Genomic DNA, 20,149 nt, shown 5'->3' with positions numbered 1-20,149 from the left:
CCGTCAGCTCGGCTGGCCGGTGGGCATGATGGTGACCTGCTGGAGGTTCGCCCGCGGCGGGAGGGTGGCGACGAACCCGATGGTCTGGGCGATGTCCTGCGGGGTGAGCCACTCCATCGTCTCCTTGGAGCCCTCCAGCCACGCCCGGGCTCCCTCGTCGGTGACGTGGCCCTGCAGTTCGGTGCCGACGATGCCCGGCTCGATCGCCGAGACCCGCACGTTCTTGGGACCCAGTTCGACCCGCAGGTGGCGGGACAGGTGGGTGACGTACGCCTTGGTCGCGGAGTAGACGGCGAAGTTGGGGAAGATGTTCTGGGCCGCGATCGACGAGGTGTTGATCAGGTCGGCCACGCCCTGTTCCGCCGCGGCCTCGACGAGCTGGGCGGTGAAGGCGGCGATGACGTTCATCAGCCCGGTGACGTTGAGGTCGATCTGGTGCCGCCACTGGTCGGTGGCCAGCTCTTCGACCGGGGCGGGGAGCATGACGCCCGCGTTGTTGAAGAGCAGGCCGGTGGCGCCCAGCTCGGCCGCCACCCGGTCGGCGGCCGCCCGTACCGCCGCCGCGTCGGTCACGTCGACCGCGAGCGCGAGGGCCTGACCGCCGTTCTTCCGGATGCGGGCGGTCAGATCCTCCAGCCGGTCGGCGCGCCGTGCGAGGACGGCGACCCGGGCGCCCAGCTCCGCCAGGTGTTCGGCGGTGGCCGCGCCGATGCCGCTGGAGGCGCCGGTGACGACCGCGACGCGGCCGGAGAGGGGACGGGCAGAGGTTCGCGTGGTCATGGTGCACACCTTCCGAACAGGTACGGGAGCGCGGTGCTCCCTCATCAGCACACCACCCGCCATGCCCCTCGAAGGGCGCCCTACCGTGCCCTGACCAGGCAGGTAACCGCGAGACTGGTACCCCCAGGGCCAGCCCCACGGCATCCAGGACACCCCGAAGCGGCCACACTGGAGGCATGGACCGCAGCCGCGAGGTCACCGAGGCCCTGGCGCGGGCACTCCAGCTCGACCTCGCCGAGCGTGAGCACCTCGTGGACCTGCTGGCCCGCCCCGTCCGCCGGGCCCCGTCAGGCCCGCAGCGGGTGCGGCCGGGGTTGCACCTGATGCTGGAGACCCTGGCCCACGTGCCCGCCTTCATCCTCGGCCGCCGTACGGACGTCCTGGCCGCCAATCGGCTGGCCCGCGAGGTGCTGACGGACTTCGACGCCCTTCCCGTGCCACGGCGCAATCTCGCCCGGTACTACCTGCTGGATCCGCGGGCGCGGGACCGTACCGGTGAGTGGGAGCGGGTCGCGGCCGAGACCGTCGCCATGTTGCGCCTGGACGCCGGCCGCTATCCCGACGATCGGCGGCTGGCGGACCTCGTCGGCGAGCTCACGCTGCGCTCGCCGGAGTTCGGCGTGTGGTGGAACGACCATCGCGTGCTGCGCCGTACGCACGGCGGCAAGCACTACCACCACCCCCTCGTCGGCGACCTGCACTTCTCCTACGAGTCGTTCCAGCCTCCCGGCGACCCCGACCAGACGTTGTGCGTCTACAACGTCGAGCCGGGCTCGGAGACCGCGCAGGCCCTTCAGCTCCTCGCCGGCTGGAAGGCGGAGCGGTCGGAGGCGGGCAGCCACTGACGGTGCGGGTCGAAGGGGCGGAAGCGGTCCTCGACGAAGGCGAGGAGCCGGGCCAGCATGGGGTGCGGGTTCTGGCGGTGGCACAGCAGCGAGGTCGGATAGACGGGTACGGGGTCCACGACCGGGATCTGCACCGTACGGGGATGCCACGGCACCCGGCACCCCTGCCCCACCAGCCCGAGCCGGTCACCGGCGCCGACCTCCTCCACGAAGTACTCCCACCCGAAGTCCGGTCCTGAGTCGTCGATGCCGAACCCGAACGCGGCGCCCAGCAGGCGGTAGTAGTCGGCCCATTCGCTGTCGGGCGCGTTGCCGGGCATCCACACGGTCGATCCCGACAGTTCCTTGACGCCTACCTCGCGCCGGTCGGCGAGGGGGTGGTCGCGGCCGATGAGCAGGTGGACGGGTTCGAGATAGGCGGGCACGTTCCGCAGGTCGTCGCCGAGGGGCGCGGCGACGCGGACGAAGGAGGCGTCGACGGTGCCGCGGGCGACGGCGTCGCGGGCGGATCTGAGGCCGTTGGAGGTGGTGATCTCGATGCCGGCGTCGTGGGTGTCGTGGTGGAAGGCGCGGATCAGGTCGGTGGCGGCCAGCCGGGTGTCCAGGACGTCCACGCGCAGCGCCCGGCGGCGGCCGCGCAGAGAGTCGAGTGCCTGGTCGGCGAGGCCGACGAGGGCGCGGGCGTGGTGCAGGAGGGCGCTGCCGTCCTGGGTGAGGTCGGCTCCGTTGCGGGTGCGGAAGAACAGCCGGACGCCGAGGTCGGATTCGAGCTTGGCGATGCGTTTGGACACGGCCTGCTGGCTGATTCCCAGGCGGGCCGCGGCGTCGCTGAAGGAGCGGTCCTCGGTGATGGCGACGAACGCGCGGATCGCGCCGAGGTCGAGATCTCCCTCGACAACTGATTGTTGTGAGAAATCGGCGTGTTGATTGTTGGACAACCGTCTCTGCCTTCCGGTCGAATGCTCTTCCGCGAGCGAAGCTTACAACCGGGAGGTGTGGTTTGGCGGAGTCCTTCGTGCATCTGCATGTGCATACGGAGTACAGCATGCTGGATGGGGCGGCCAAGGTCGGGCTGCTGATGGGGGAGGTGGCGCGGCAGGGGATGCCGGCGGTGGCGATGAGCGACCACGGCAACGTGCACGGCGCGTACGAGTTCTACCACGCGGCCCGCAAGGCGGGGATCAAGCCGGTCATCGGCATGGAGAGCTACGTCGCCCCCGCCTCGCGGCGGCACCGCCGGCCGGTGTTCTACAGCGACGACCTTTCGCTGCGCAGGTCCGACGACGCGACCGGCGCGGGCGGCGACGTGTCGGGGCGCGGCCTGTACACGCACATGACGATGTGGGCGGACGGCGCCGAGGGCCTGCGGAACCTGTTCCGGCTGCAGTCACGCGCCTGGCTCGAAGGACATGTCCAGAAATATCCGCGTATGGATGACGAATTGCTGGCCGAGCATGGCCGGGGCATCATCGCCACGACCGGCTGCCCGTCCGGCGAGGTGCAGACCCGGCTGCGCCTCGGCCAGTACGAGGAGGCCGTCCAGGCCGCCGCCCGCTACCGCGACATCTTCGGCGCGGGCAACTACTTCCTGGAGCTGATGGACCACGGCCTGGCCATCGAACGCCGGGTCCGCGAGGACCTGCTCAGGCTCGGCGACACGCTCGCCCTGCCGCCGCTGGCCACCAACGACTCCCACTACGTCACCGAGGACCAGGCCAGAGCGCACGACGTACTGCTGTGCGTGGGCACCGGCAAGCGGCTCGACGACGCCGACCGCTTCCGCTTCAGCGGCAGCGGCTACTACGTCAAGTCCGCGGCCGAGATGCGTGCCCTGTGGGACGGCGAGGTGCCGGGCGCGTGCGACAACACGCTGCTGATCGCCGAGCGGGTCGGCGACTACGGCGAGGTGTTCGCCCACCGCGACCTGACGCCGCGCTTCCCCGTCCCCGAGGGCGAGAGCGAGTCGAGCTGGCTGCGCGCGGAGAGCCTGCGCGGCGCGCGGCGGCGCTACGGCGACCGGCCGTCGCCCGAGGTGCTGGAGCGCATCGACTACGAGCTGTCGGTCATCGACACCATGGGCTTTCCCGGCTACTTCCTGGTGGTGGCCGACATCTGCGAGTACGCGCGGGAGCACGGCATCGGGCTGGGCCCCGGCCGCGGTTCTGCCACCGGCTCGATCGTCGCGTACTGCACGGGCATCACCCAGCTCGACCCCATCGAGCACAAGCTGATCTTCGAACGGTTCCTCAACCCCGAGCGCATCTCCATGCCCGACGTGGACCTCGACTTCGACGACCGCCGCCGGGACGAGATGATCGACTACGTCACCCGCAGGTACGGCGACGACCGGGTCTGCCAGATCGTCACCTTCGGCACCATCAAGGCCAAGGCCGCCATCAAGGACTCCTGCCGCGTGCTCGGCCTGCCGTACGCGCTGGGCGACCGCATCACCAAGGCGTTCCCCGCCGCGGTCGGCGGCAAGGAGATCCCGCTGGCCGCCATCCACGACTGCAGCCACCCGCGCCACGGCGAGGCGGCCGAGCTGCGGGCCATGTACGAGCAGGACGCCGACGTCAGGCGGGTGGTCGACACCGCGGCCGGCATCGAGGGCCTGACCCGCGGCACCGGCATCCACGCCGCCGGGGTGATCCTGTCCAGCGAGCCGCTGATCGACGTGGTCCCGCTGGCCAAGCCGAAGGCCGACGGGCCGGTCGTCACCGGGTTCCCCTTCACGCAGGCCGAGGAGATGGGCCTGCTGAAGATGGACTTCCTCGGCCTGCGCAACCTCACGGTGATCGGCGACGCGATCGCGGGCGTGCGCGCCAACCGGGGCGTGGAGATCGACATCCTCCAGATCCCGCTGGACGACGCGACGACGTACGACCTGCTGGCGCGCGGCGACACCCTCGGCGTCTTCCAGCTCGACAGCGGCGGCATGCGGGTGCTGCTGAAGCTGATGCAGCCGACCACGTTCACCGACATCGCCGCCGTGAACGCGCTGTACCGGCCGGGCCCGATGGAGATGAACGCCCACACCAACTACGCCCTGCGCAAGACCGGCAAGCAGCCGGTCGAGCCGATCCACCCCGACCTGCACGACGTGCTGGAGCCGATCCTCGGCGACACCTACCACCTGGTGGTCTTCCAGGAGCAGGTCATGGCCATCGCCCAGCAGCTCGCCGGGTACTCCCTCGGGGCCGCCGACATGCTGCGCAGGGCCATGGGCAAGAAGAAGAAGGAGGTCCTGGACGCCGAATGGGACCGCTTCGCGGCGGGCATGCGCGAGCGCGGCTTCGCCGGCGAGGCGATCAAGGCCGTCTGGGACGTGCTGGTGCCCTTCAGCGGCTACGGATTCAACAAGTCGCACACCGCCGGCTACGGCCTGGTCTCCTACTGGACCGCCTATCTCAAGGCCAACTACCCCAGCGAATATCTGGCCGCGCTGCTCACCTCCGTCGGCGACGACAAGGACAAGATGGCCGTCTACCTGGCCGACTGCCGGCGGGTGGGCATCAAGGTGCTGCCACCGGACGTCAACGCCAGCCGGCTCGACTTCGCCGCCGTCGGCACCGACATCCGCTTCGGCCTCGGCGCCGTACGCAACGTCGGCGCCAACGTCGTGGACGCCATCGTCTCCGCCCGCGAGGCGCGGGGCCCCTACACCGGCTTCAACGACTTCCTCGCCAAGGTGCCCGCCCTCGTCTGCAACAAACGCGTCATCGAGTCGCTGGCCAAGGCCGGCGCCTTCGACAGCCTCGGGCACGACAGGAAAGCCCTGGTCGCCGTGCACGAGCAGGCCATCGACGCGGTCATCGACCTCAAGCGCAACGCCGCCCACGGCCAGGACTCCCTGTTCGGCGAACCCGGGCAGACGGGCGCGTTCTCGATCGCGATCCCGCCAGGGGAGTGGGACCAGGCGGACCTGCTCGCCTACGAGCGCGAGATGCTCGGCCTGTACGTCTCCAGCCACCCCCTCTACGGCGCCGAACACATCCTGGACGCCCACCGCGACACCACCATCGCCGACCTGCTGGCCTCCGGGCGGCAGGACGGGACGACCAGGATCAGCGGCATCATCTCCGGCCTGCAGCGCAAGGTCACCAAACAGGGCAGCCCGTGGGCGATCGTCACCGTCGAGGATCACGACGCCGCCGTGGAGTGCCTCGTCTTTCCCAAGACCTACACGCTGTACGAGGACGTGCTGGCCCAGGACCGGGTGGTCTGCGTGCGGGGGCGGATCAACGTACGGGATGAGGCGGTGAGCGTCTACGCCGAGGAGCTGAGCCTGCTCGCCCAGGGCGACGCCGACCCGCCCGTGGTGATCACGATTCAGGAGGCGCAGCTCAATCCCCGGGTCGTCCAGGAGTTCAAGGACATCCTGACCACCCACCCCGGCCGGGCGCCCGTCCACGTACGGCTGCACCGGCGCGGCGCCCCCAGCGTGCTGCTGAACCTGCGGCCCTTCCAGGTGTCCCCGCTGCCGGCGTTCTACGGCGACGTCAAGGCGCTGTTCGGCGTCGGCGCGGTCAGCTCGTCATGATCTTCAGGCGGAGCGGGCGTCAGGGGGTGAGCCGCTCTCGCGCCTGCGCGAGGATCTCCGCCTGCCGCATCCAGTCCCGGCCGTCCAGGCCGAGGCTCACCGCGTCGGCCCCCGCCTCCCGGTACGCGGCCAGCCGCTCCGCCACCCGTGCCGCGTCGCCGGTGACCGGGATGTCGCGCGCCTCCTCCTCCGGCATGCCATGCGGGCCGGTCAGGACACCGAGGAAGGACTCCAGGGCGGCCCGGTCGTCCACCAGGATGGCGTGACCGCCCACGTTCACCGACGGTACGGGGCGGCCGAGCTCCCCGGCCAGCTCCCGTAGCCGCGCCACCTTGGAGGCCAGGCCGGCGGGGCTGATCAGGGAGGGCGTCCAGCCGTCCCCGTACAGGACGGCGCGGCGCATGGCCGCCTCCGAGTTGCCCCCGACCAGGATCGGCGGAACGGTGGCGGGCGGGCCCAGGGTGACCTCGTCGTCGCCGACCAGGGTGGGCTTGCCCTGGATGAGACCCGGCAGCGCCTCCAGCGCGGCGTCGGTCCATCGCCCCCGGCCGGTCAGCGGCGCGCCGACCGCGCGCCAGAACGGCGAGCCGGGGAAACCGCCGATTCCGACCCCGAGCACCACCCGGCCGCCCGACAGGTGTTGCAGGCTCTGCACCTGCGCGGCCACCAGCGCCACCGGCCGTAGCGGCAGGGTGAGCACGCCGAACTCCAGGCCGATGCGTTCGGTGGCGGTCGCGACGGCGGCCAGGACGATCGCGGAGTCCAATCCCGGCGTGCCGTCGCCGATGATCACGTCCGCCATGCCCACCGCGTCGTAGCCGAGTTGTTCGAGGTGGCGCGCCTTCTCAAGGTCGGGGACGCCCCTCGGATCGGTGGGCAGGCCGGTGGTCAGCCGCATCGTGGTTCTCCTTGCTTGCGCGAACAGGCTCGCAGGCCACGCTAGAACCTCAAGCAAGGTTGACATCAAGCGTGGGCCCGTCAGGCGCTGATGTCGGCTTCCACGTGGGTGACGGCCGTCATGGCGCCATAGGCCAGGAGGTAGACCGTGCAGTGGTCGCTGAGGCGGCGGTCGGTGGCGCGCCAGGCGGCCACGTCCTCGTCGGTGATGGCCTCCGGCGCCAGTCCGGCCAGGATCGCCACCCGAGCGCCTGCCCGCTCCTGCTCCGACAGGCATTCCCCCTTCGACAGAGCCTCGTCCAGCCATGAGCCGATCGGTGATCGCCGCCCCCGATGTCCGGCGATCACCGATGCGACGACGCCCGCTGCCTCGGGCGACAGCAGGCCGCTGCCCTGGGCGGCGGTGGCGGCCAGGGCAGCGTAGGCGGTGCCGATCGGCAGGCCCGCCGCCCACTTCGGCTCCTCATCGGCGGGCAGCCCCGCCAGCAGGGGCAGCGTGGCACCCGGACGCAGCTCCTGGTGCAGGTCCCGCAGGACGGGGGCGCCCTCGAAGGGTGGCTCGTCGTTAGGGTTCAGGGTGCCCGGGGTCAGCCCAGCCGGCAGCATGGCGGCGGCCACGCGGTCGATGAAGTGCGTGAACAACACCGTGCCGAGATGCTCGGCGGCCGGTTCGGAAGAGAACGGCCACGGCGAGGGGTCCTGGTCGGCCACGCCGGTGGAGGCGGCCCAGCTCAGCAGGGCGGCGAGCCGGTCGTCGGCCGGGCGGTCCCAGCCTTCGACGGCGGCTGCCAGCTCCGGCTCGCCCAGCAGCCGCAGCACCGACAGGAACGCCTGCACGTCGTACTCCAGCCCGTTGGCCCGCGCCGCCCCCAGCGCCACCACCGCCTTCTCCACCGGCGGAACATCCCCGGCGAGCTGCGACTCGCGCATCAGCGACCAGCCGGCCGCCATCAGCTCCCCGGCGGGCGACATCATCATCACCGCCGGGCCGATGCTGCTGAACTCGGCGTTGACCTGCGCGTACACCTCGGCCACGACGCCCTTGGCGCGTTGCGGCGAGACGGGGGTGATGTGCCGGATCACAGACGACATGTACCGTGCCCTTCAGATGTGTGCGTGCGGATATCGAGCATCCCCGCAGGGGGCGGGCCGTGTCGTCGTACGGGCGGAGACAACGCGCGTTACCACGCCGGTGGTACGGAGCGGCGCGGCTACCGGATTTGTCCGTAGTGCTCCGGCCTTCAGGCCGGGGGTGAAACGGACTCTCTCGCGTAGCGGGGCAGGAACGGCCGTTTCGCCGCCAGGCGGACCGGCGTCGCCGTGGTCAGACCGGGCGGTTTTGCTGCTCGATGTACTGGCGCACGATCGACAGCGGGGCGCCCGCCACGCTCCCGGCGAAGTAGGAGCCGGACCACAGCTTGTTGGCTCGGTAGTAGTGGGCGGCCAGGTCGGGGAACTCTTGGCGCATCCGCCGGGATGCCACCCCCTTGAGTGAGTTGACCAGCTTGGACAGGGCGACCTTGGGCGGGAAGTTGACCAGCAGGTGGACGTGGTTGTCTTCGCCGTTGAACTCGGTCAGTTCGGTTTCGAAGTCCGCGCACACGTCCCGCATGATCTCTTCCATGCGGGTCAGGTGGGTGTCGGTGAAGATCCGGTGCCGGAGTTTGGTCACGAAAACCAAGTGAGCGTGCAGCAGGAAAACACAGTGTCTGCCGGTCCTTATCTCGCTGTATTCGGCCATAACCCAATACTAGATCAGGTAGGATTATGGTCATGAGCGGGCGGGAGTCGGTCAAACGGCAGCGCGGGCATAAAGCCCGTCTGGAGCTGACCTGCGAGCAGTCCGCGCTGCTGGCGGAGCAGGCGTCCGCCGCGATCACCCTATGGAACTGCCTGCACGCCTACTGGACGCATTTCCCCGGCAGAAGACCGACCCTGGCCCAGGCCGATCAGGCGATCCGCCAAGCCCGCACGGATCTTCCGTTCCTGGCGGCCTTGCCCGCCCAGGCCGCCCAGGCCGTCCTGAAAACGTATCGGCAGGCGTGGGAGAACTTCTTCAACCCCGGCCACCCTGCCAAGCGGCCCACCTTCAAGTCCAAGAAGAACCGGCCTCGGCCGGCGGTCGACGTGCCGCAGGTCCGCAACATGCGGATCGTCCGCCTGTCGGCCACGTGGGGACAGCTCACCCTCCCGATGGTGGGCCGGGTCCGGTTCCAGTGGACCAAAGACCTGCCCGGCCTCGGAAAGAACTCCCCGGCAGGGAAGGTGACCGGAGCCCGCCTGGTCAAGGACGCGTTCGGGTGGAGCATCGTGTTCCGCACCGAAACTCTGGTCGAACCCGCTGCCCCGCACCAGGGCGAGCAGGTCGGGATCGACCGGGGCATCACGGTCGCGTTGGCCCTGTCCGATGGGAGCATGCGCGAGCACGGCCCCTGGCTCACCGACCGCGAGGCCGAACACCTACGCCGCCTGGAGAAGAAGTCGGCCCGTCAGCGCGCGGCCCGGCCCAGGAAGACCAGCCCCTCGGGACGCGAACAGCGCACCTACGACCAGATCGCCCGGCTCCGCGCGAAAGCCAAGCGCAGAGCCGTCGACTGGCAGCACCAGACCACCACCGAACTCGCCGGCACGTTCGCTGTGATCAAGGTGGAGAAACTCGCCATCCTCAACATGGTCAAATCCGCCAAGGGCACGGTCGAGGCCCCTGGCAGGAACGTCGCCCAGAAGGCGGGCCTGAACCGGTCGATCAGCGGCCAGGCGTGGGGCCGGACCGTCACCCTGCTCGAATACAAGAGCGCCGACCGGGGCGGGCAGGTCGTGAAGGTTGCCGCGCCGGGTACCTCACAGACCTGCCACCGGTGCGGGCACCGCGACCCGGCCAGCCGCAACGGCACCGTGTTGGCCTGCGTTAATCCCGTGTGCGGGTGGGTCGGCCATGCCGACACCAACGCCGCGATCAACATCAACAACGCCGCAGGGCTTGCGGTGTCAGGACGTGGAGACCTCAGGCTCGCCCGGTCTGCGAAGCGTCAACCCCCGCGCGCCGCTTAACCGCGACGCGACGGGAGAACCCTCGGCCTTCAGACCGGGGAGGAGGTCAAGCCCCCGGAAGTACGCGTGTTTCGTGGTCAGAGCCCGCGGGTTCCTCCCGCGCCGTCGCGGGCGCCGTCACGGCGGCGCCGCGCGGGGACACCAGGCGGTCCAGCCCCAGGAGCAGTGCCCCGAGGGCGAGGAAACCCGCGCCGAGCAGGGCCAGTTGCAGGAAGACCCAGCCGTAGCCGTGCGCGGTCGGGTCCAGGAAGAAGTACGGGTACCGGTTCGGCGCCGTCGGGAACAGCACCGCGCGCAGTACGGACGTCACCCCGTAGCCCAGGGGATAGAGCAGCCAGAGCGGCAGGTTCCGCCACGGCACGACCCGGTGCGGCCCGAAGGCGGCCCAGTCGGCCAGCGCCATCAGCGGCACCACGTAGTGCAGCAGGAAGATCGACCGGTTGGCCAGCAGCGTCGCCGGGTCGCCGGCCACGCCGCCGGCCAACAGGCCGGGCAGCGGGTTCTCGCCGTGGTTGGTCACGAAATGCGACACCAGGCAGGTGATCATGATCCACAGCGTGACCGCGCCGCGCAGGCGGGGCGCGGCGGGGTCCGCGGTACGGCGCCGCGCCATCCAGTACAGGACGCCGGCGTAGTAGCCGAGCACGATGAGGTTGCTCTGGGTGGTGAAGAAGTGGATGCGATGGTTGCCGGTGAGCAGACCCACGACGCCCACGGCCACCATCGCGGCCCGCCACCAGAACTGGGGCCGCGCGTAGACGTTCATGGGGGCTTCGATCATGCAGGGAACATTATGCGAATGGCCGCCCGGCGGGGGCACCCGGTGCCCCCGCCAGCGGAGTCAGCGCCCCTCGGCCGCCTCGCGCGGCGCCGGGGTAGTCAGCGCCCGTCGCCCGCGTCGCGCGGCGCCGGGGGAGTCAGCGCCCGTCGGCCGCCTCGCGCAGCGCCGCCACGTCGATCTTCCGCATCTCCAGCATGGCCTTCATCGCCCGCTGGGCCGCGGCCGGGTCGGGGTGCTGCAGGAGTTCGGGCAGCTGCTTGGGGATGATCTGCCACGACAGGCCCCATCGGTCCTTCAGCCAGCCACACTGCGACTCCTCGCCGCCGTCCGCGATGAGCTTGGCCCACAACTCGTCCACTTCCTCCTGGCCTTCGCAGTCGACGAAGATGGAGATGGCCTCGTTGAAGGTGAACGCGGGGCCGCCGTTCAACGCCAGGAAATGTTGCCCGGCCAGCTCGAACGTGACCATCATCGCCGTCCCTGCCGGACCGGGGCCGCCCTCGCCGGAGCGCTGGACATGATGGATCTTGGAGTCGGCGAAGAGCGAGGTGTAGAAGGTGGCGGCCTCCTCGGCCTGGTTGTCGAACCACAGGTAGGTGGTGATCTTCTGCATGGTGGCGGTCCTTCCGTCGTTGTCCGGCACCAACGCGTCGAACCCCCCGGGCGCGGATCGACATCCGCCCTCAAGATTGTTTTTCAGCCGAGTACGGCGCCGATCCCGGTCATGATCGAGATGGACGGCCCGTGGCCAGCAGGATGGTGCCGCGGGCCAGCCGCCTGCCGGTGTATGCGTGTAGGTCCGCAGCGTGTATCCGGGATCCGAGTGCCCCAGGTATCCAGCCAGCGCCTTGACGGCCCGCGCTCGTCCTGGACTGCTTCTCCTGGACCCATCGTGACTCTGCCTATGTGCACCTGATCTGCGTGCGCTATGACCAGCGGCGGGAGATGCTGTATTGATCTCAGGTCTTGACGATTACTCGTGGCCGGTGATCACCTGAAGGTGCTCACGTAGGTGTCCGCCTGCCTGGGCCCTCTGTGGTTTATCCATCAATCAGTGATGATCAGGGCCGCTCATACGACGAGGGGCCCCCTTCAGGGTGTGGTGTCTTACCATGCCGCCCTCTTCGGCTCATGGCTGGCGATCTCCGCTCTGCCCCCACCATGAGTAAGAAGTTCCCCTCATGAAGATCGCGAAGAACAAGCGCGTCGTCGGCCTGGAGCGGGCCCAGCTGGCTGGGACGGTGAAGGAGCGGTACGGCGCGGGCGCTTCGGTCCGCGGCATCGCGGAGGAGATCGGCCGTTCGTACGGGTTCGTTCACCGGCTGCTGGAGGAGGCGGGGCGCCGCTGCGGCCGCGGGGCGGCAACCAGCGGCCGGCTCGCCCGGCTACGGTCAGTGAGTGATCCGCCAGCTTCCGGTGGGCCGAGCCCAGAACGCCGACCAGCGGCGCTCGGGCTCGGACACGGGCGGCGGTCAGAACTTGCCGAATGTCCAGGTCGCTGGACTGTAGGGCTGGTTGTCGGCGAAGGCTTCCAGCGCGGAACGCTGCGCCTCCTCGACGGAGAGAGGGCTGAGGCCAGTGCTGATGGAACCGCCATCGACGTTGGTGCCGAGCGCCACCATGAGGGCCTTGTACTCCTCGCCGGTGAGCTGCCCGTCGCCGTCGCTGTCGGCCGCGACAACAAGGGCCTCGATCCAGGGCTGTACTGCTGGCGTGAAGCTATCGGCAGCTTGGGAGAACTCCTCCCGGTTGATCCGGCCATCGCGGTCAGTGTCGGCGGCCCCGGCTACGTCCTTCCAGAATTTCTCGGAGGCGGCCTTCAGGGCCTTGCCTTGGGTTGATGTTGCCACCAGGCCGAAAGCCTTGAGTGCCCGGTCGTCCACCGTGTCGATGTCGGTCTGCGTGATAACGCCGTCTCCGTCGTGGTCGAGGCTTTCAAGCCACGCGCTCACCTTGCGCTGAAGGAACTCTCTGTCCATGTGTGCGGGCCTCCTAGGGCCGTGTCCAGCGGATACGCCAATGCGTGAGTTCCCGGGCGGCGGCAAAGGAAAGCTCCGGCCCGTGGCAGCGTTGCCACAACGACTTCAAGATCGATAAGACAGGAACATAATCCCCGTTGTGGCCGCCTGCTGGCCATCTACGTGCACACCGAGGGATTCGGCACGTGGGTGCAGCGCCGACTCAATCCGACCGGTTACGACTCGCGCGAGGTCCGCCTGGCCTTCCTGGACCGGCGGGTCAGGTGGGCGCTGTGGGGCCGCGTCAACTCCTGGCCGGCCACCGATCCGCGTGGGCAGCAGCACCATTTCAGTTTCGACCTGATGGAGAAGCTGTTCGGGCCTACGAGGTACTCGTACGAGCAGGTGGGCCTCGTTCGGATGCCCGAGGGCGACCAGCACGGGGTGCGGCTGCAGCTCCGGCGGGAACGTCTTGGCCGGCTGTGGCGTGACCGCTTGTCCTGGTTGGTGCAGTGGACGGCCACCCCCGGCATCCCGTACTGGGCGGGCCGTTCCATCGACTCCTGGTCCGTCCGCGTTGACGACGAGGTGGTCCAGAAAGGCACCTGGCAGACCGCCGCGCTGATCGCACTCGGCGCGAAGATGTCGCAGATGCGAGGCCCGGAACGGCTACCGGCCGTAGGTCTAGGGGCCCGTGTCAGTGCCGGGATCGGTCGCGGATGGCAGCTTCAATCCGGAGCAGCGCACCGACCACGGCGATTCCCATGAAGATCAGCACCCATACCTGGGTGCGAGCGTCCAAGCCGTCATTCACCTGAATCAGAGCCAACAGGACGCCGCCGACAACAGCGACGGTTCCCACATGCCGAAGTCCTGTGCGGCCTTTGGACAGGTCAAGCAGATCGAACCAGCTCAACTTGTCGACCGGCCCCGGCTTGTTCGGCTGTGGCTCTCTGTTGGCTGCGGTCATGGCGTGAAGCATCCCACGCCATATCAAGATCCGAAAGCGCCTCATTAGCGCCATTCACCTCCATTCCATCATCTTTCCGCCCGGAGGTGCTGTGTTCAGTCACGTTGTTGACCAGACCTACCGCATGGTTGCCGTCGGCGACCTCGAACCGCACCCCGACAGCCCGCACCAGACGCCGCGCTTTCGTATCCTCCTGGCGGACAACCGCGCGGCACAGGCCCTTGCCGAACTGCTGCGCAGTCTCGACCACCTCGACGGCGCCGGGTGGACGGAGCAGGACTTCGACGACCTGACCGAAGCGATCGCCTCCGACAACGCGGTGGCTCTCACCTCCGATCGCGCCCCGGCTCAGGGCGGTGGCGGCGCCGATCAGGCGGGTACCGGCGCTCGCGACGAGGAAGAGCTGCCCGAACCGGACGACGCCGAGACGTACACGCGGCCTTCGGTGTGGGGTGTGGTCGTCACCTGTGACAGCGAAGCGCAGCAGGTGCAGCTCCTCAACCAGCTCGCCGGTCAGGGCTGGAACGTCCGCGCCCTGATGTAAACCCCGCCGCCCGCTACCCCTTGAGAGGTCGTGCTGTGCGGAGCCGAGATCACCGTATCGGCACCGGTCCACAAGACCAGTGCTGCAGCTGTCCGATGTGCCCGTGGAGGAGCGGCTGAGCAACTCCTGGGCGATGGACTTGCCGATCGAAGACCGGCCGTGGAGCGTCGGCCTGATCATCGGTTCCTCGGGAGCCGGCAAGACGACCATCGCGCGGCACCTGTGGCCCGACCACATCAGCAGCCCGCACGCCTGGTCCGATGACTGGTCCCTGGTGGACGACTTCCCCGGCCGACATGTCCATCAAGGACATCGTGGCGCTGCTGGGCGCGGTCGCCTGTCCTCGCCGCCTTCGTTCCGCGCGAGGACGAGAAACAACGGGAAACGACAAGCACTGACGAGAGCGTTCTCCAGCTCGGCAGCAACCCGGAGGAAGATCGCCGAGGCCGGAAATGTGCGCCGTCACACGCGATGGCCTCCGTGTCACCCCAGCGTAGCCCCGATGGCGGTCATGATCGGGATGGACAGGCCCGTGGTCAGCAGGATGGTGCCGCGGGCCAGCCGCCTGCCGGTGTCGTAGGTGACGGCGTACACGTAGATGTTCTGTGCGGTGGGCAGCGCGGCGAACAGGGTCGCGGCCAGGAGTTGTGTGCCGTCCAGGCCGAGGAGGTAGCGGGCCATCACGTACGCCACCGCGGGCTGGGCGAAGGCCTTGAGCGCCACCGCCAGGAAGATGTCTCTGCCGACGCCGTCCTCCTCGGGGGTGGGGGCCGCGCGGCGCGAGCCGTACAGGCTGAGGCCGTACGCCAGCAGCGCCACGGGCACGGCCGCGCCGCCGAGCAGGTCGATCGGGCGCATGACCATGACCGGAAGCGAGACGCCGCTGAGCGCGAGCGCGAGGCCGAGTAATGAGGCGACCGTGAGCGGGTTGCGCAGGGGAAGCAGCAGGGCCGCCTTCGGCGAGCGGGCGCCCTTGTCGAGGATGAGGAAGGAAATAGGGGTCAGGACGAGCAGCTGGAACAGCAGGATGGGGGCGACGAGGGCGGCGTCGCCGAGCACGTACAGGGAGATCGGCACGCCCAGGTTGCCGGCGTTGACGTAGGAGGAGGCCAGCGCGCCGATCGTGGCCTGCCGCGCGGTACGTTTCCAGGCCAGTTTCGCCACGAGCACGAACACGAGCTGCGTGAACGCCACCGCGATCACCTCGGTCAGCAGCACCGGCGACCACAGCGCCGCCAGGTCGGCGCGCGACACGGTGGCGAACATCAGCGCCGGGGTCGCCACGAAGAACGCCAGCCGTGACAACACCAGTTCGTCGCTGGCCCGTAGCAGGCCGATGACTCCGATGACGTAGCCGAGCACGGCAACCGACACCAAGGCGGCGAACGCCGCGACAACCCCCGACAACCCATTCCCTCCCAAACTGGACGTTCAGGAGCGTATCCGGCCGCCTCATCCTCCCGACACGGCCCCCTCGCGAGTGGGCCGGTTGAGGGCCCCGGCCAGGATGTGCGTGAGGTCGCCTTCCGGCCCGGCGGGCGATTCGCGTTCGGGCTGAGCTGTGTGCTGGAGGGGATCGCGAGCGCGGTGGAGCATAGGTCCCAGCGGAGGGGGTAAATCCCGTCATACCTGCGCTGACCTGCGTAAACGCAGCGCCGGGAGCACGACGGGGCAAATGGGGGATCTCCGGTGACCATTGACGAACCGCGTACTGAACGATCGTTGACCTCCGCCCCGGCGCCGGTCCAGCCGACGCGCAAGGGCCGGTTGATCGTGGCCTGGCTGTCGACCACCGACCACAAGGTCATCGGCTACATGTACCTGATCGCCTCGTTCCTGTTCTTCCTGCTGGCGGGCGTGATGGCGCTGCTCATCCGGGCCGAGCTGATCCAGCCGGACCTGCAGCTGATGACCAACGAGCGGTACAACCAGCTGTTCACCATGCACGGCACGATCATGATGCTGCTCTTCGCCACCCCGCTGTTCGCCGGGTTCGCCAACGTCGTCATGCCGCTGCAGATCGGCGCGCCCGACGTGGCCTTCCCCCGCCTGAACGCGGTCAGCTTCTGGTTGTTCCTGTTCGGCGGCCTGATCACGGTCAGCGGCTTCCTGACCCCGTCGGGAGCGGCCAGCTTCGGCTGGTTCGCCTACACGCCGCTGTCGGACGCGATCTTCACGCCCAACGTCGGGGGAGACCTGTGGGTCATGGGGCTGAGCATGGCCGGGCTCGGCACGATCCTCGGCGCGGTCAACTTCATCACCACGATCGTGTGCATGCGGGCGCCCGGCATGACCATGTTCCGAATGTCGATCTTCACCTGGAACGTGCTGCTGACCAGCGTGCTCGTGCTGATGGCCTTCCCCGTGCTGGCCGCCGCCCTGCTCGTGCTGGAGTCCGACCGCAAGCTCGGTACCCAGGTCTACGACCCGAACAACGGCGGCGCCATGCTCTGGCAACATCTGTTCTGGTTCTTCGGCCACCCCGAGGTCTACATCATCGCGCTGCCGTTCTTCGGCATCATCACCGAGGTGCTGCCCGTCTTCAGCCGCAAGCCCGTCTTCGGCTACATCGGCCTGGTCGGCGCGACCATCGCGATCGCCGGGCTGTCCATGACCGTCTGGGCGCACCACATGTTCCCGACCGGGCAGGTGCTGCTGCCGTTCTTCTCCTTCTTCACCTTCCTCATCGCGGTGCCGACCGGGGTGAAGTTCTTCAACTGGACCGGCACGATCTGGCGGGGGCACCTGACGTTCGAGTCACCGATGTTGTTCGCGATCGGGTTCCTCATCACGTTCCTGCTCGGCGGGCTGACCGGGGTGATCCTCGGCTCGCCGCCGCTGGACTTCCACGTCACGGACAGCTATTTCGTGGTGGCCCACTTCCACTATGTGGTCTTCGGGACGGTGGTGTTCGCGATGTTCTCCGGGTTCTACTTCTGGTGGCCGAAGATGACCGGCCGGATGTTGAACGACAGACTCGGCCGGTGGCATTTCTGGCTGTTGTTCATCGGCTTCCACACGACGTTCCTCGTTCAGCACTGGCTCGGCGTGGCCGGCATGCCGCGCCGCTACGCCGACTACAGCGCCGTCGACGGCTTCACCGACCTGCACCTGATCTCCTCGATCGGTGCTTTCATCCTCGGCGCCTCGACACTGCCGTTCCTCTACAACGTCTGGTACACCGCGCGGCACGGCGAGAAGGTCACCGTGGACGACCCCTGGGGGTTCGGCGGCTCGCTCGAATGGGCGACCTCCTGCCCGCCGCCGCGGCACAACTTCACCTCGCTGCCGCGCATCCGGTCCGAGCGTCCCGCCTTCGACCTGCACTATCCCCATGGCGGCGGCACGATGGAGCCGGTGTGAGCTCCGTGGACGGCCTGTCGCCCCAGGAGCGGCTCATCCTGGCGGAGATCGAGCTGGAGCTGCAGCACAGCGGGGCGCGGCTGGCCAGCCGGCTCGACGAGTTCAACGCCAAGGCCGCCCAGGAGGGCCCGCAACGTTTCGCCGCGCACGTCAGCCGATGGGAAGTGGCCGCCGTGCTGGCCATGGTGGTGCTCATGAGCGCGATCCTGACGCTGGTGATCCTCACCTGCGGCAGGTGAGCGAGCCGCCCCGATGGCCGTACACTGTCCGGGCCAGTGGTGCGGAGGTGAGGAGCGGGCAGGGTGGCGAGCTGAAGCCGGTGTCACAACATTCGCGACTGGCCGCCTACGGCGACGTCTCCACCTCCCTGGCTCTGCGCGGCGACCACGAGCTGGCCGCGCTGCTGGAGTCCGCCGTCCCGCTCGGGACCGGCATCGGCGGCACGTCGGTGCTGCTGGAGGTCGAGGGCAGGCCGGTCTTCGTCAAGCGGGTGGCGCTCACGGACCTCGAACGGGAGCCCGCCAACGTCCGCTCCACGGCCAACGTGTACGACCTGCCGGCCTTCTGCCAGTACGGCATCGGCTCGCCCGGTTTCGGCGCCTGGCGGGAGCTCGCGGCCCACACGATGACCACGAACTGGGTGCTGACGGGACAGTTCGCGGGATTTCCGCTGATGTACCACTGGCGCGTGCTCCCGCACTCCGCGCCCGCCCCGGTCGAGGAGCTGGCCGACGTCGATCGGGCGGTCGCGTACTGGGGAGGCGGGGCCGGGGTGCGCCGCCGCATCGAAGCCCTGCGCACCTCCTCGGCGAGCCTGACCCTGTTCATGGAACACCTCCCGCACAACCTGCACGAATGGCTCACCACGCAGGTGAACGGGGGGATCGAGGCGGCCTGTTCCGTGGTGGAGCGCGGCCTGCGCAAAGGCGTGTCCTTCATGAACTCCCGCGGGCTCCTGCACTTCGACGCGCACTTCGAGAACATCATGACCGACGGGGAGCGCCTCTACTTCGCCGACTTCGGGCTCGCCACCTCCACCCGGTTCGCCCTGTCGCCGGAGGAGCGCGACTTCCTGGACGTGCACCGCACCTACGACCAGGCGTATACGATCTCGTACCTGGTGAACTGGCTGGCCGCGGCCCTGTACGAACGGGACAGGGACGAGCGGGCCGCGCTGGTGCGGTCCTGGGCCGGCGGGAAGCGGCCCATCGGGACTCCCGGCGGGATCGCCGAGATCCTTTCCCGCCACAGCCCGCTCGCCACCGTGATGAACGGCTTCTACCGCGGCCTGCAGAGCGAGAGCAGGAAGACGCCGTACCCGCTGGAGGAGATCCGCCGCGTCCTAGGATGATCAGCGTGACCGTGTTGCGCTCCGTCGCCCTGTTCGTCGTGGCCGCCGTCGCCGAGATCGGCGGCGCGTGGCTGGTCTGGCAGGGGTGGCGCGAACAGCGCGGGCCGCTGTGGATCGGCGCCGGGATCGTGGCGCTCGGCGCGTACGGATTCGTCGCCACCTTCCAGCCCGACCCGAACTTCGGCCGCATCCTGGCCGCCTACGGCGGCGTCTTCGTCGCCGGCTCGCTGGCCTGGGGCATGGTGGTGGACGGCTTCCACCCCGACCGCTGGGACGTGCTCGGGGCGCTGATCTGTCTGGTGGGCGTCGCGATCATCATGTACGCTCCGCGCGGCTGATCATCCTCTCCCCGTGGACACGCCGACAGCGCCGAGGTTCAGCGTGGGGAGCTGGGCTCGGGAGGTCACGCCGAGCTTGGGGTAGGCCTTGTACAGGTGATAGCCGACGGTGCGTGGGCTGAGGATCATTTGGGCGGCGATCTCCTTGTTGGACAGGCCGTCGGCGGCCAGGCAGACGATCCGGAGTTCCTGCGTGGTCAGGGATGTCCGGGTGCTGCGGCTTTCCTGTGGCGGCTTGGCGCCGGTGGCCTCCAGTTCGGCGCGGGCGTGGGCGGCCCAGGGGCGGGCGCCGAGCAGGTCCAGGGCGTCCAGGGCACGGGTGAGGTAGGTGGCCGCGACGGCTTTCCCGCGAGAGCGGCGCAGCCATTGGCCATACAGCAGTTCGGTGCGGGCTCGCTCGAACGGCTGGGTGATCTCGAGGGCCGCCTCCGGCGCCAACATCGCGGCCTTCAACATCGGCAACGCGCTCGGCGCCTGGCTGGGCGGGCTGGGCCTCGGCGCCGGACTCGGGTTCGTCTCGCCGCTCTGGATCGGCGCCGCCATCACCGCCGCCGGGCTCATCGTCCTGCTGGGCGGGTCGCTACGGCCGCGCCGCCGGGTGTTGCGGTCAGTCCCGGACCGGGCCGAAACAGCACCGGTCGCTCCCCACGGATCTGGGGAGCCACGCTGATCAGGCAGACGAGGCCGCGGTAGGAGCAACCCCACACCGCGATACGTACGCTGGCAGCAAC

At 69.2% G+C, this 20,149-nt stretch carries 20 protein-coding genes and 1 pseudogene; 10 read left to right on the top strand and 11 right to left on the bottom strand.

The genetic code is table 11. The annotated features are described in order from the left end of the window. Positions 1-3 precede the first annotated feature (3 nt). The gene (locus ACFPZ3_RS20680; protein WP_379515803.1) at positions 4-780 is read right to left on the bottom strand and encodes an SDR family oxidoreductase; all 777 of its coding nucleotides are present in this window, start codon (positions 778-780) and stop codon (positions 4-6) included. A 176-nt stretch (positions 781-956) separates the two neighbouring features. On the opposite strand from ACFPZ3_RS20680, the gene ACFPZ3_RS20675 reads away from it, so the two are divergent. After that, positions 957-1,625 carry an MmyB family transcriptional regulator gene (locus tag ACFPZ3_RS20675; RefSeq protein ID WP_379515802.1) on the top strand — a complete coding sequence of 223 codons (669 nt, stop codon included), beginning with the start codon at positions 957-959 and terminating at the stop codon, positions 1,623-1,625. Here ACFPZ3_RS20675 and ACFPZ3_RS20670 read toward each other — a convergent pair. Continuing rightward, positions 1,574-2,563, bottom strand: coding sequence for a LysR family transcriptional regulator (locus tag ACFPZ3_RS20670; protein WP_379515801.1), 990 nt, complete (start codon positions 2,561-2,563; stop codon positions 1,574-1,576). The genes ACFPZ3_RS20675 and ACFPZ3_RS20670 overlap by 52 nt on opposite strands. A gap of 62 nt (positions 2,564-2,625) precedes the next feature. Between ACFPZ3_RS20670 and dnaE the strand changes: the two genes are divergently transcribed. Next, entirely contained in the window at positions 2,626-6,165 is a 3,540-nt protein-coding gene (gene dnaE / locus ACFPZ3_RS20665) for a DNA polymerase III subunit alpha (protein WP_379515800.1), read from the top strand. A 19-nt stretch (positions 6,166-6,184) separates the two neighbouring features. On the opposite strand, the gene ACFPZ3_RS20660 is transcribed toward dnaE, so the two are convergent. From ACFPZ3_RS20660 to tnpA, 3 genes are all read right to left on the bottom strand, one after another. Then, positions 6,185-7,063: an LLM class flavin-dependent oxidoreductase gene (locus ACFPZ3_RS20660; RefSeq protein WP_379515799.1), complete on the bottom strand. Its 879-nt coding sequence runs from the start codon at positions 7,061-7,063 to the stop codon at positions 6,185-6,187. An 80-nt stretch (positions 7,064-7,143) separates the two neighbouring features. After that, positions 7,144-8,154 (bottom strand): carboxymuconolactone decarboxylase family protein, encoded by a 1,011-nt coding sequence (locus ACFPZ3_RS20655; protein WP_379515798.1) that lies wholly within the window; start codon positions 8,152-8,154, stop codon positions 7,144-7,146. Between the two features lie 232 nt (positions 8,155-8,386). Next, positions 8,387-8,803, bottom strand: a complete 417-nt coding sequence (gene tnpA / locus ACFPZ3_RS20650; protein ID WP_379515797.1) for an IS200/IS605 family transposase — start codon at positions 8,801-8,803, stop codon at positions 8,387-8,389. A 32-nt stretch (positions 8,804-8,835) separates the two neighbouring features. Here tnpA and ACFPZ3_RS20645 point away from each other — a divergent pair, with 32 nt between their 5' ends. Further along, positions 8,836-10,113: an RNA-guided endonuclease InsQ/TnpB family protein gene (locus ACFPZ3_RS20645; protein ID WP_379515796.1), complete on the top strand. Its 1,278-nt coding sequence runs from the start codon at positions 8,836-8,838 to the stop codon at positions 10,111-10,113. A 46-nt stretch (positions 10,114-10,159) separates the two neighbouring features. Here the strand turns inward: ACFPZ3_RS20645 and ACFPZ3_RS20640 are convergent, their stop codons facing one another. After that, on the bottom strand, positions 10,160-10,894 hold the full coding sequence (locus ACFPZ3_RS20640; RefSeq protein ID WP_379515795.1) for a Pr6Pr family membrane protein: 735 nt from the start codon (positions 10,892-10,894) through the stop codon (positions 10,160-10,162). Positions 10,895-11,030: 136 nt separating this feature from the next. Next, the gene (locus ACFPZ3_RS20635) at positions 11,031-11,507 is read right to left on the bottom strand and encodes a VOC family protein (RefSeq protein ID WP_379515794.1); all 477 of its coding nucleotides are present in this window, start codon (positions 11,505-11,507) and stop codon (positions 11,031-11,033) included. A gap of 568 nt (positions 11,508-12,075) precedes the next feature. On the opposite strand from ACFPZ3_RS20635, the pseudogene ACFPZ3_RS20630 reads away from it, so the two are divergent. After that, positions 12,076-12,201 (top strand): annotated as a pseudogene (locus ACFPZ3_RS20630) (helix-turn-helix domain-containing protein); the annotation flags it as partial. Positions 12,202-12,366: 165 nt separating this feature from the next. Here the strand turns inward: ACFPZ3_RS20630 and ACFPZ3_RS20625 are convergent. After that, complete coding sequence (locus ACFPZ3_RS20625; protein ID WP_379515793.1) at positions 12,367-12,873, bottom strand: EF-hand domain-containing protein; 507 nt, start codon at positions 12,871-12,873, stop codon at positions 12,367-12,369. Positions 12,874-13,549: 676 nt separating this feature from the next. Then, complete coding sequence (locus tag ACFPZ3_RS20620) at positions 13,550-13,822, bottom strand: hypothetical protein (protein WP_379515792.1); 273 nt, start codon at positions 13,820-13,822, stop codon at positions 13,550-13,552. A gap of 91 nt (positions 13,823-13,913) precedes the next feature. On the opposite strand from ACFPZ3_RS20620, the gene ACFPZ3_RS20615 reads away from it, so the two are divergent. Beyond that, entirely contained in the window at positions 13,914-14,366 is a 453-nt protein-coding gene (locus ACFPZ3_RS20615) for a hypothetical protein (protein ID WP_379515791.1), read from the top strand. Positions 14,367-14,849: 483 nt separating this feature from the next. On the opposite strand, the gene ACFPZ3_RS20610 is transcribed toward ACFPZ3_RS20615, so the two are convergent. After that, a complete protein-coding gene (locus ACFPZ3_RS20610; RefSeq protein ID WP_379515790.1) occupies positions 14,850-15,773 on the bottom strand; it encodes an AEC family transporter in 924 nt (307 codons plus the stop codon). Between the two features lie 288 nt (positions 15,774-16,061). Here ACFPZ3_RS20610 and ctaD point away from each other — a divergent pair, with 288 nt between their 5' ends. The 4 genes from ctaD to ACFPZ3_RS20590 are packed head-to-tail and all read left to right on the top strand — an operon-like array spanning position 16,062 to position 19,418. Next, positions 16,062-17,729 carry an aa3-type cytochrome oxidase subunit I gene (gene ctaD / locus ACFPZ3_RS20605; RefSeq protein WP_379515883.1) on the top strand — a complete coding sequence of 556 codons (1,668 nt, stop codon included), beginning with the start codon at positions 16,062-16,064 and terminating at the stop codon, positions 17,727-17,729. Then, positions 17,726-17,968 (top strand): DUF3040 domain-containing protein, encoded by a 243-nt coding sequence (locus ACFPZ3_RS20600; RefSeq protein WP_379515789.1) that lies wholly within the window; start codon positions 17,726-17,728, stop codon positions 17,966-17,968. The genes ctaD and ACFPZ3_RS20600 overlap by 4 nt, the downstream gene beginning before the upstream one ends. Before the next feature lie 47 nt (positions 17,969-18,015). Then, positions 18,016-19,080: a protein kinase family protein gene (locus tag ACFPZ3_RS20595; protein WP_379515788.1), complete on the top strand. Its 1,065-nt coding sequence runs from the start codon at positions 18,016-18,018 to the stop codon at positions 19,078-19,080. A gap of 5 nt (positions 19,081-19,085) precedes the next feature. Further along, positions 19,086-19,418, top strand: coding sequence for a YnfA family protein (locus tag ACFPZ3_RS20590; protein WP_379515787.1), 333 nt, complete (start codon positions 19,086-19,088; stop codon positions 19,416-19,418). On the opposite strand, the gene ACFPZ3_RS20585 is transcribed toward ACFPZ3_RS20590, so the two are convergent. Next, on the bottom strand, positions 19,419-19,859 hold the full coding sequence (locus ACFPZ3_RS20585; protein ID WP_379515786.1) for a helix-turn-helix transcriptional regulator: 441 nt from the start codon (positions 19,857-19,859) through the stop codon (positions 19,419-19,421). Between ACFPZ3_RS20585 and ACFPZ3_RS20580 the strand changes: the two genes are divergently transcribed. Further along, a complete protein-coding gene (locus tag ACFPZ3_RS20580; RefSeq protein WP_379515785.1) occupies positions 19,828-20,088 on the top strand; it encodes a hypothetical protein in 261 nt (86 codons plus the stop codon). The two genes, ACFPZ3_RS20585 and ACFPZ3_RS20580, sit on opposite strands and share 32 nt — an antisense overlap. Positions 20,089-20,149 lie beyond the last annotated feature (61 nt).

Source organism: Nonomuraea insulae (assembly GCF_042656245.1).
This window is presented reverse-complemented; position numbering and strand designations above follow the sequence as displayed.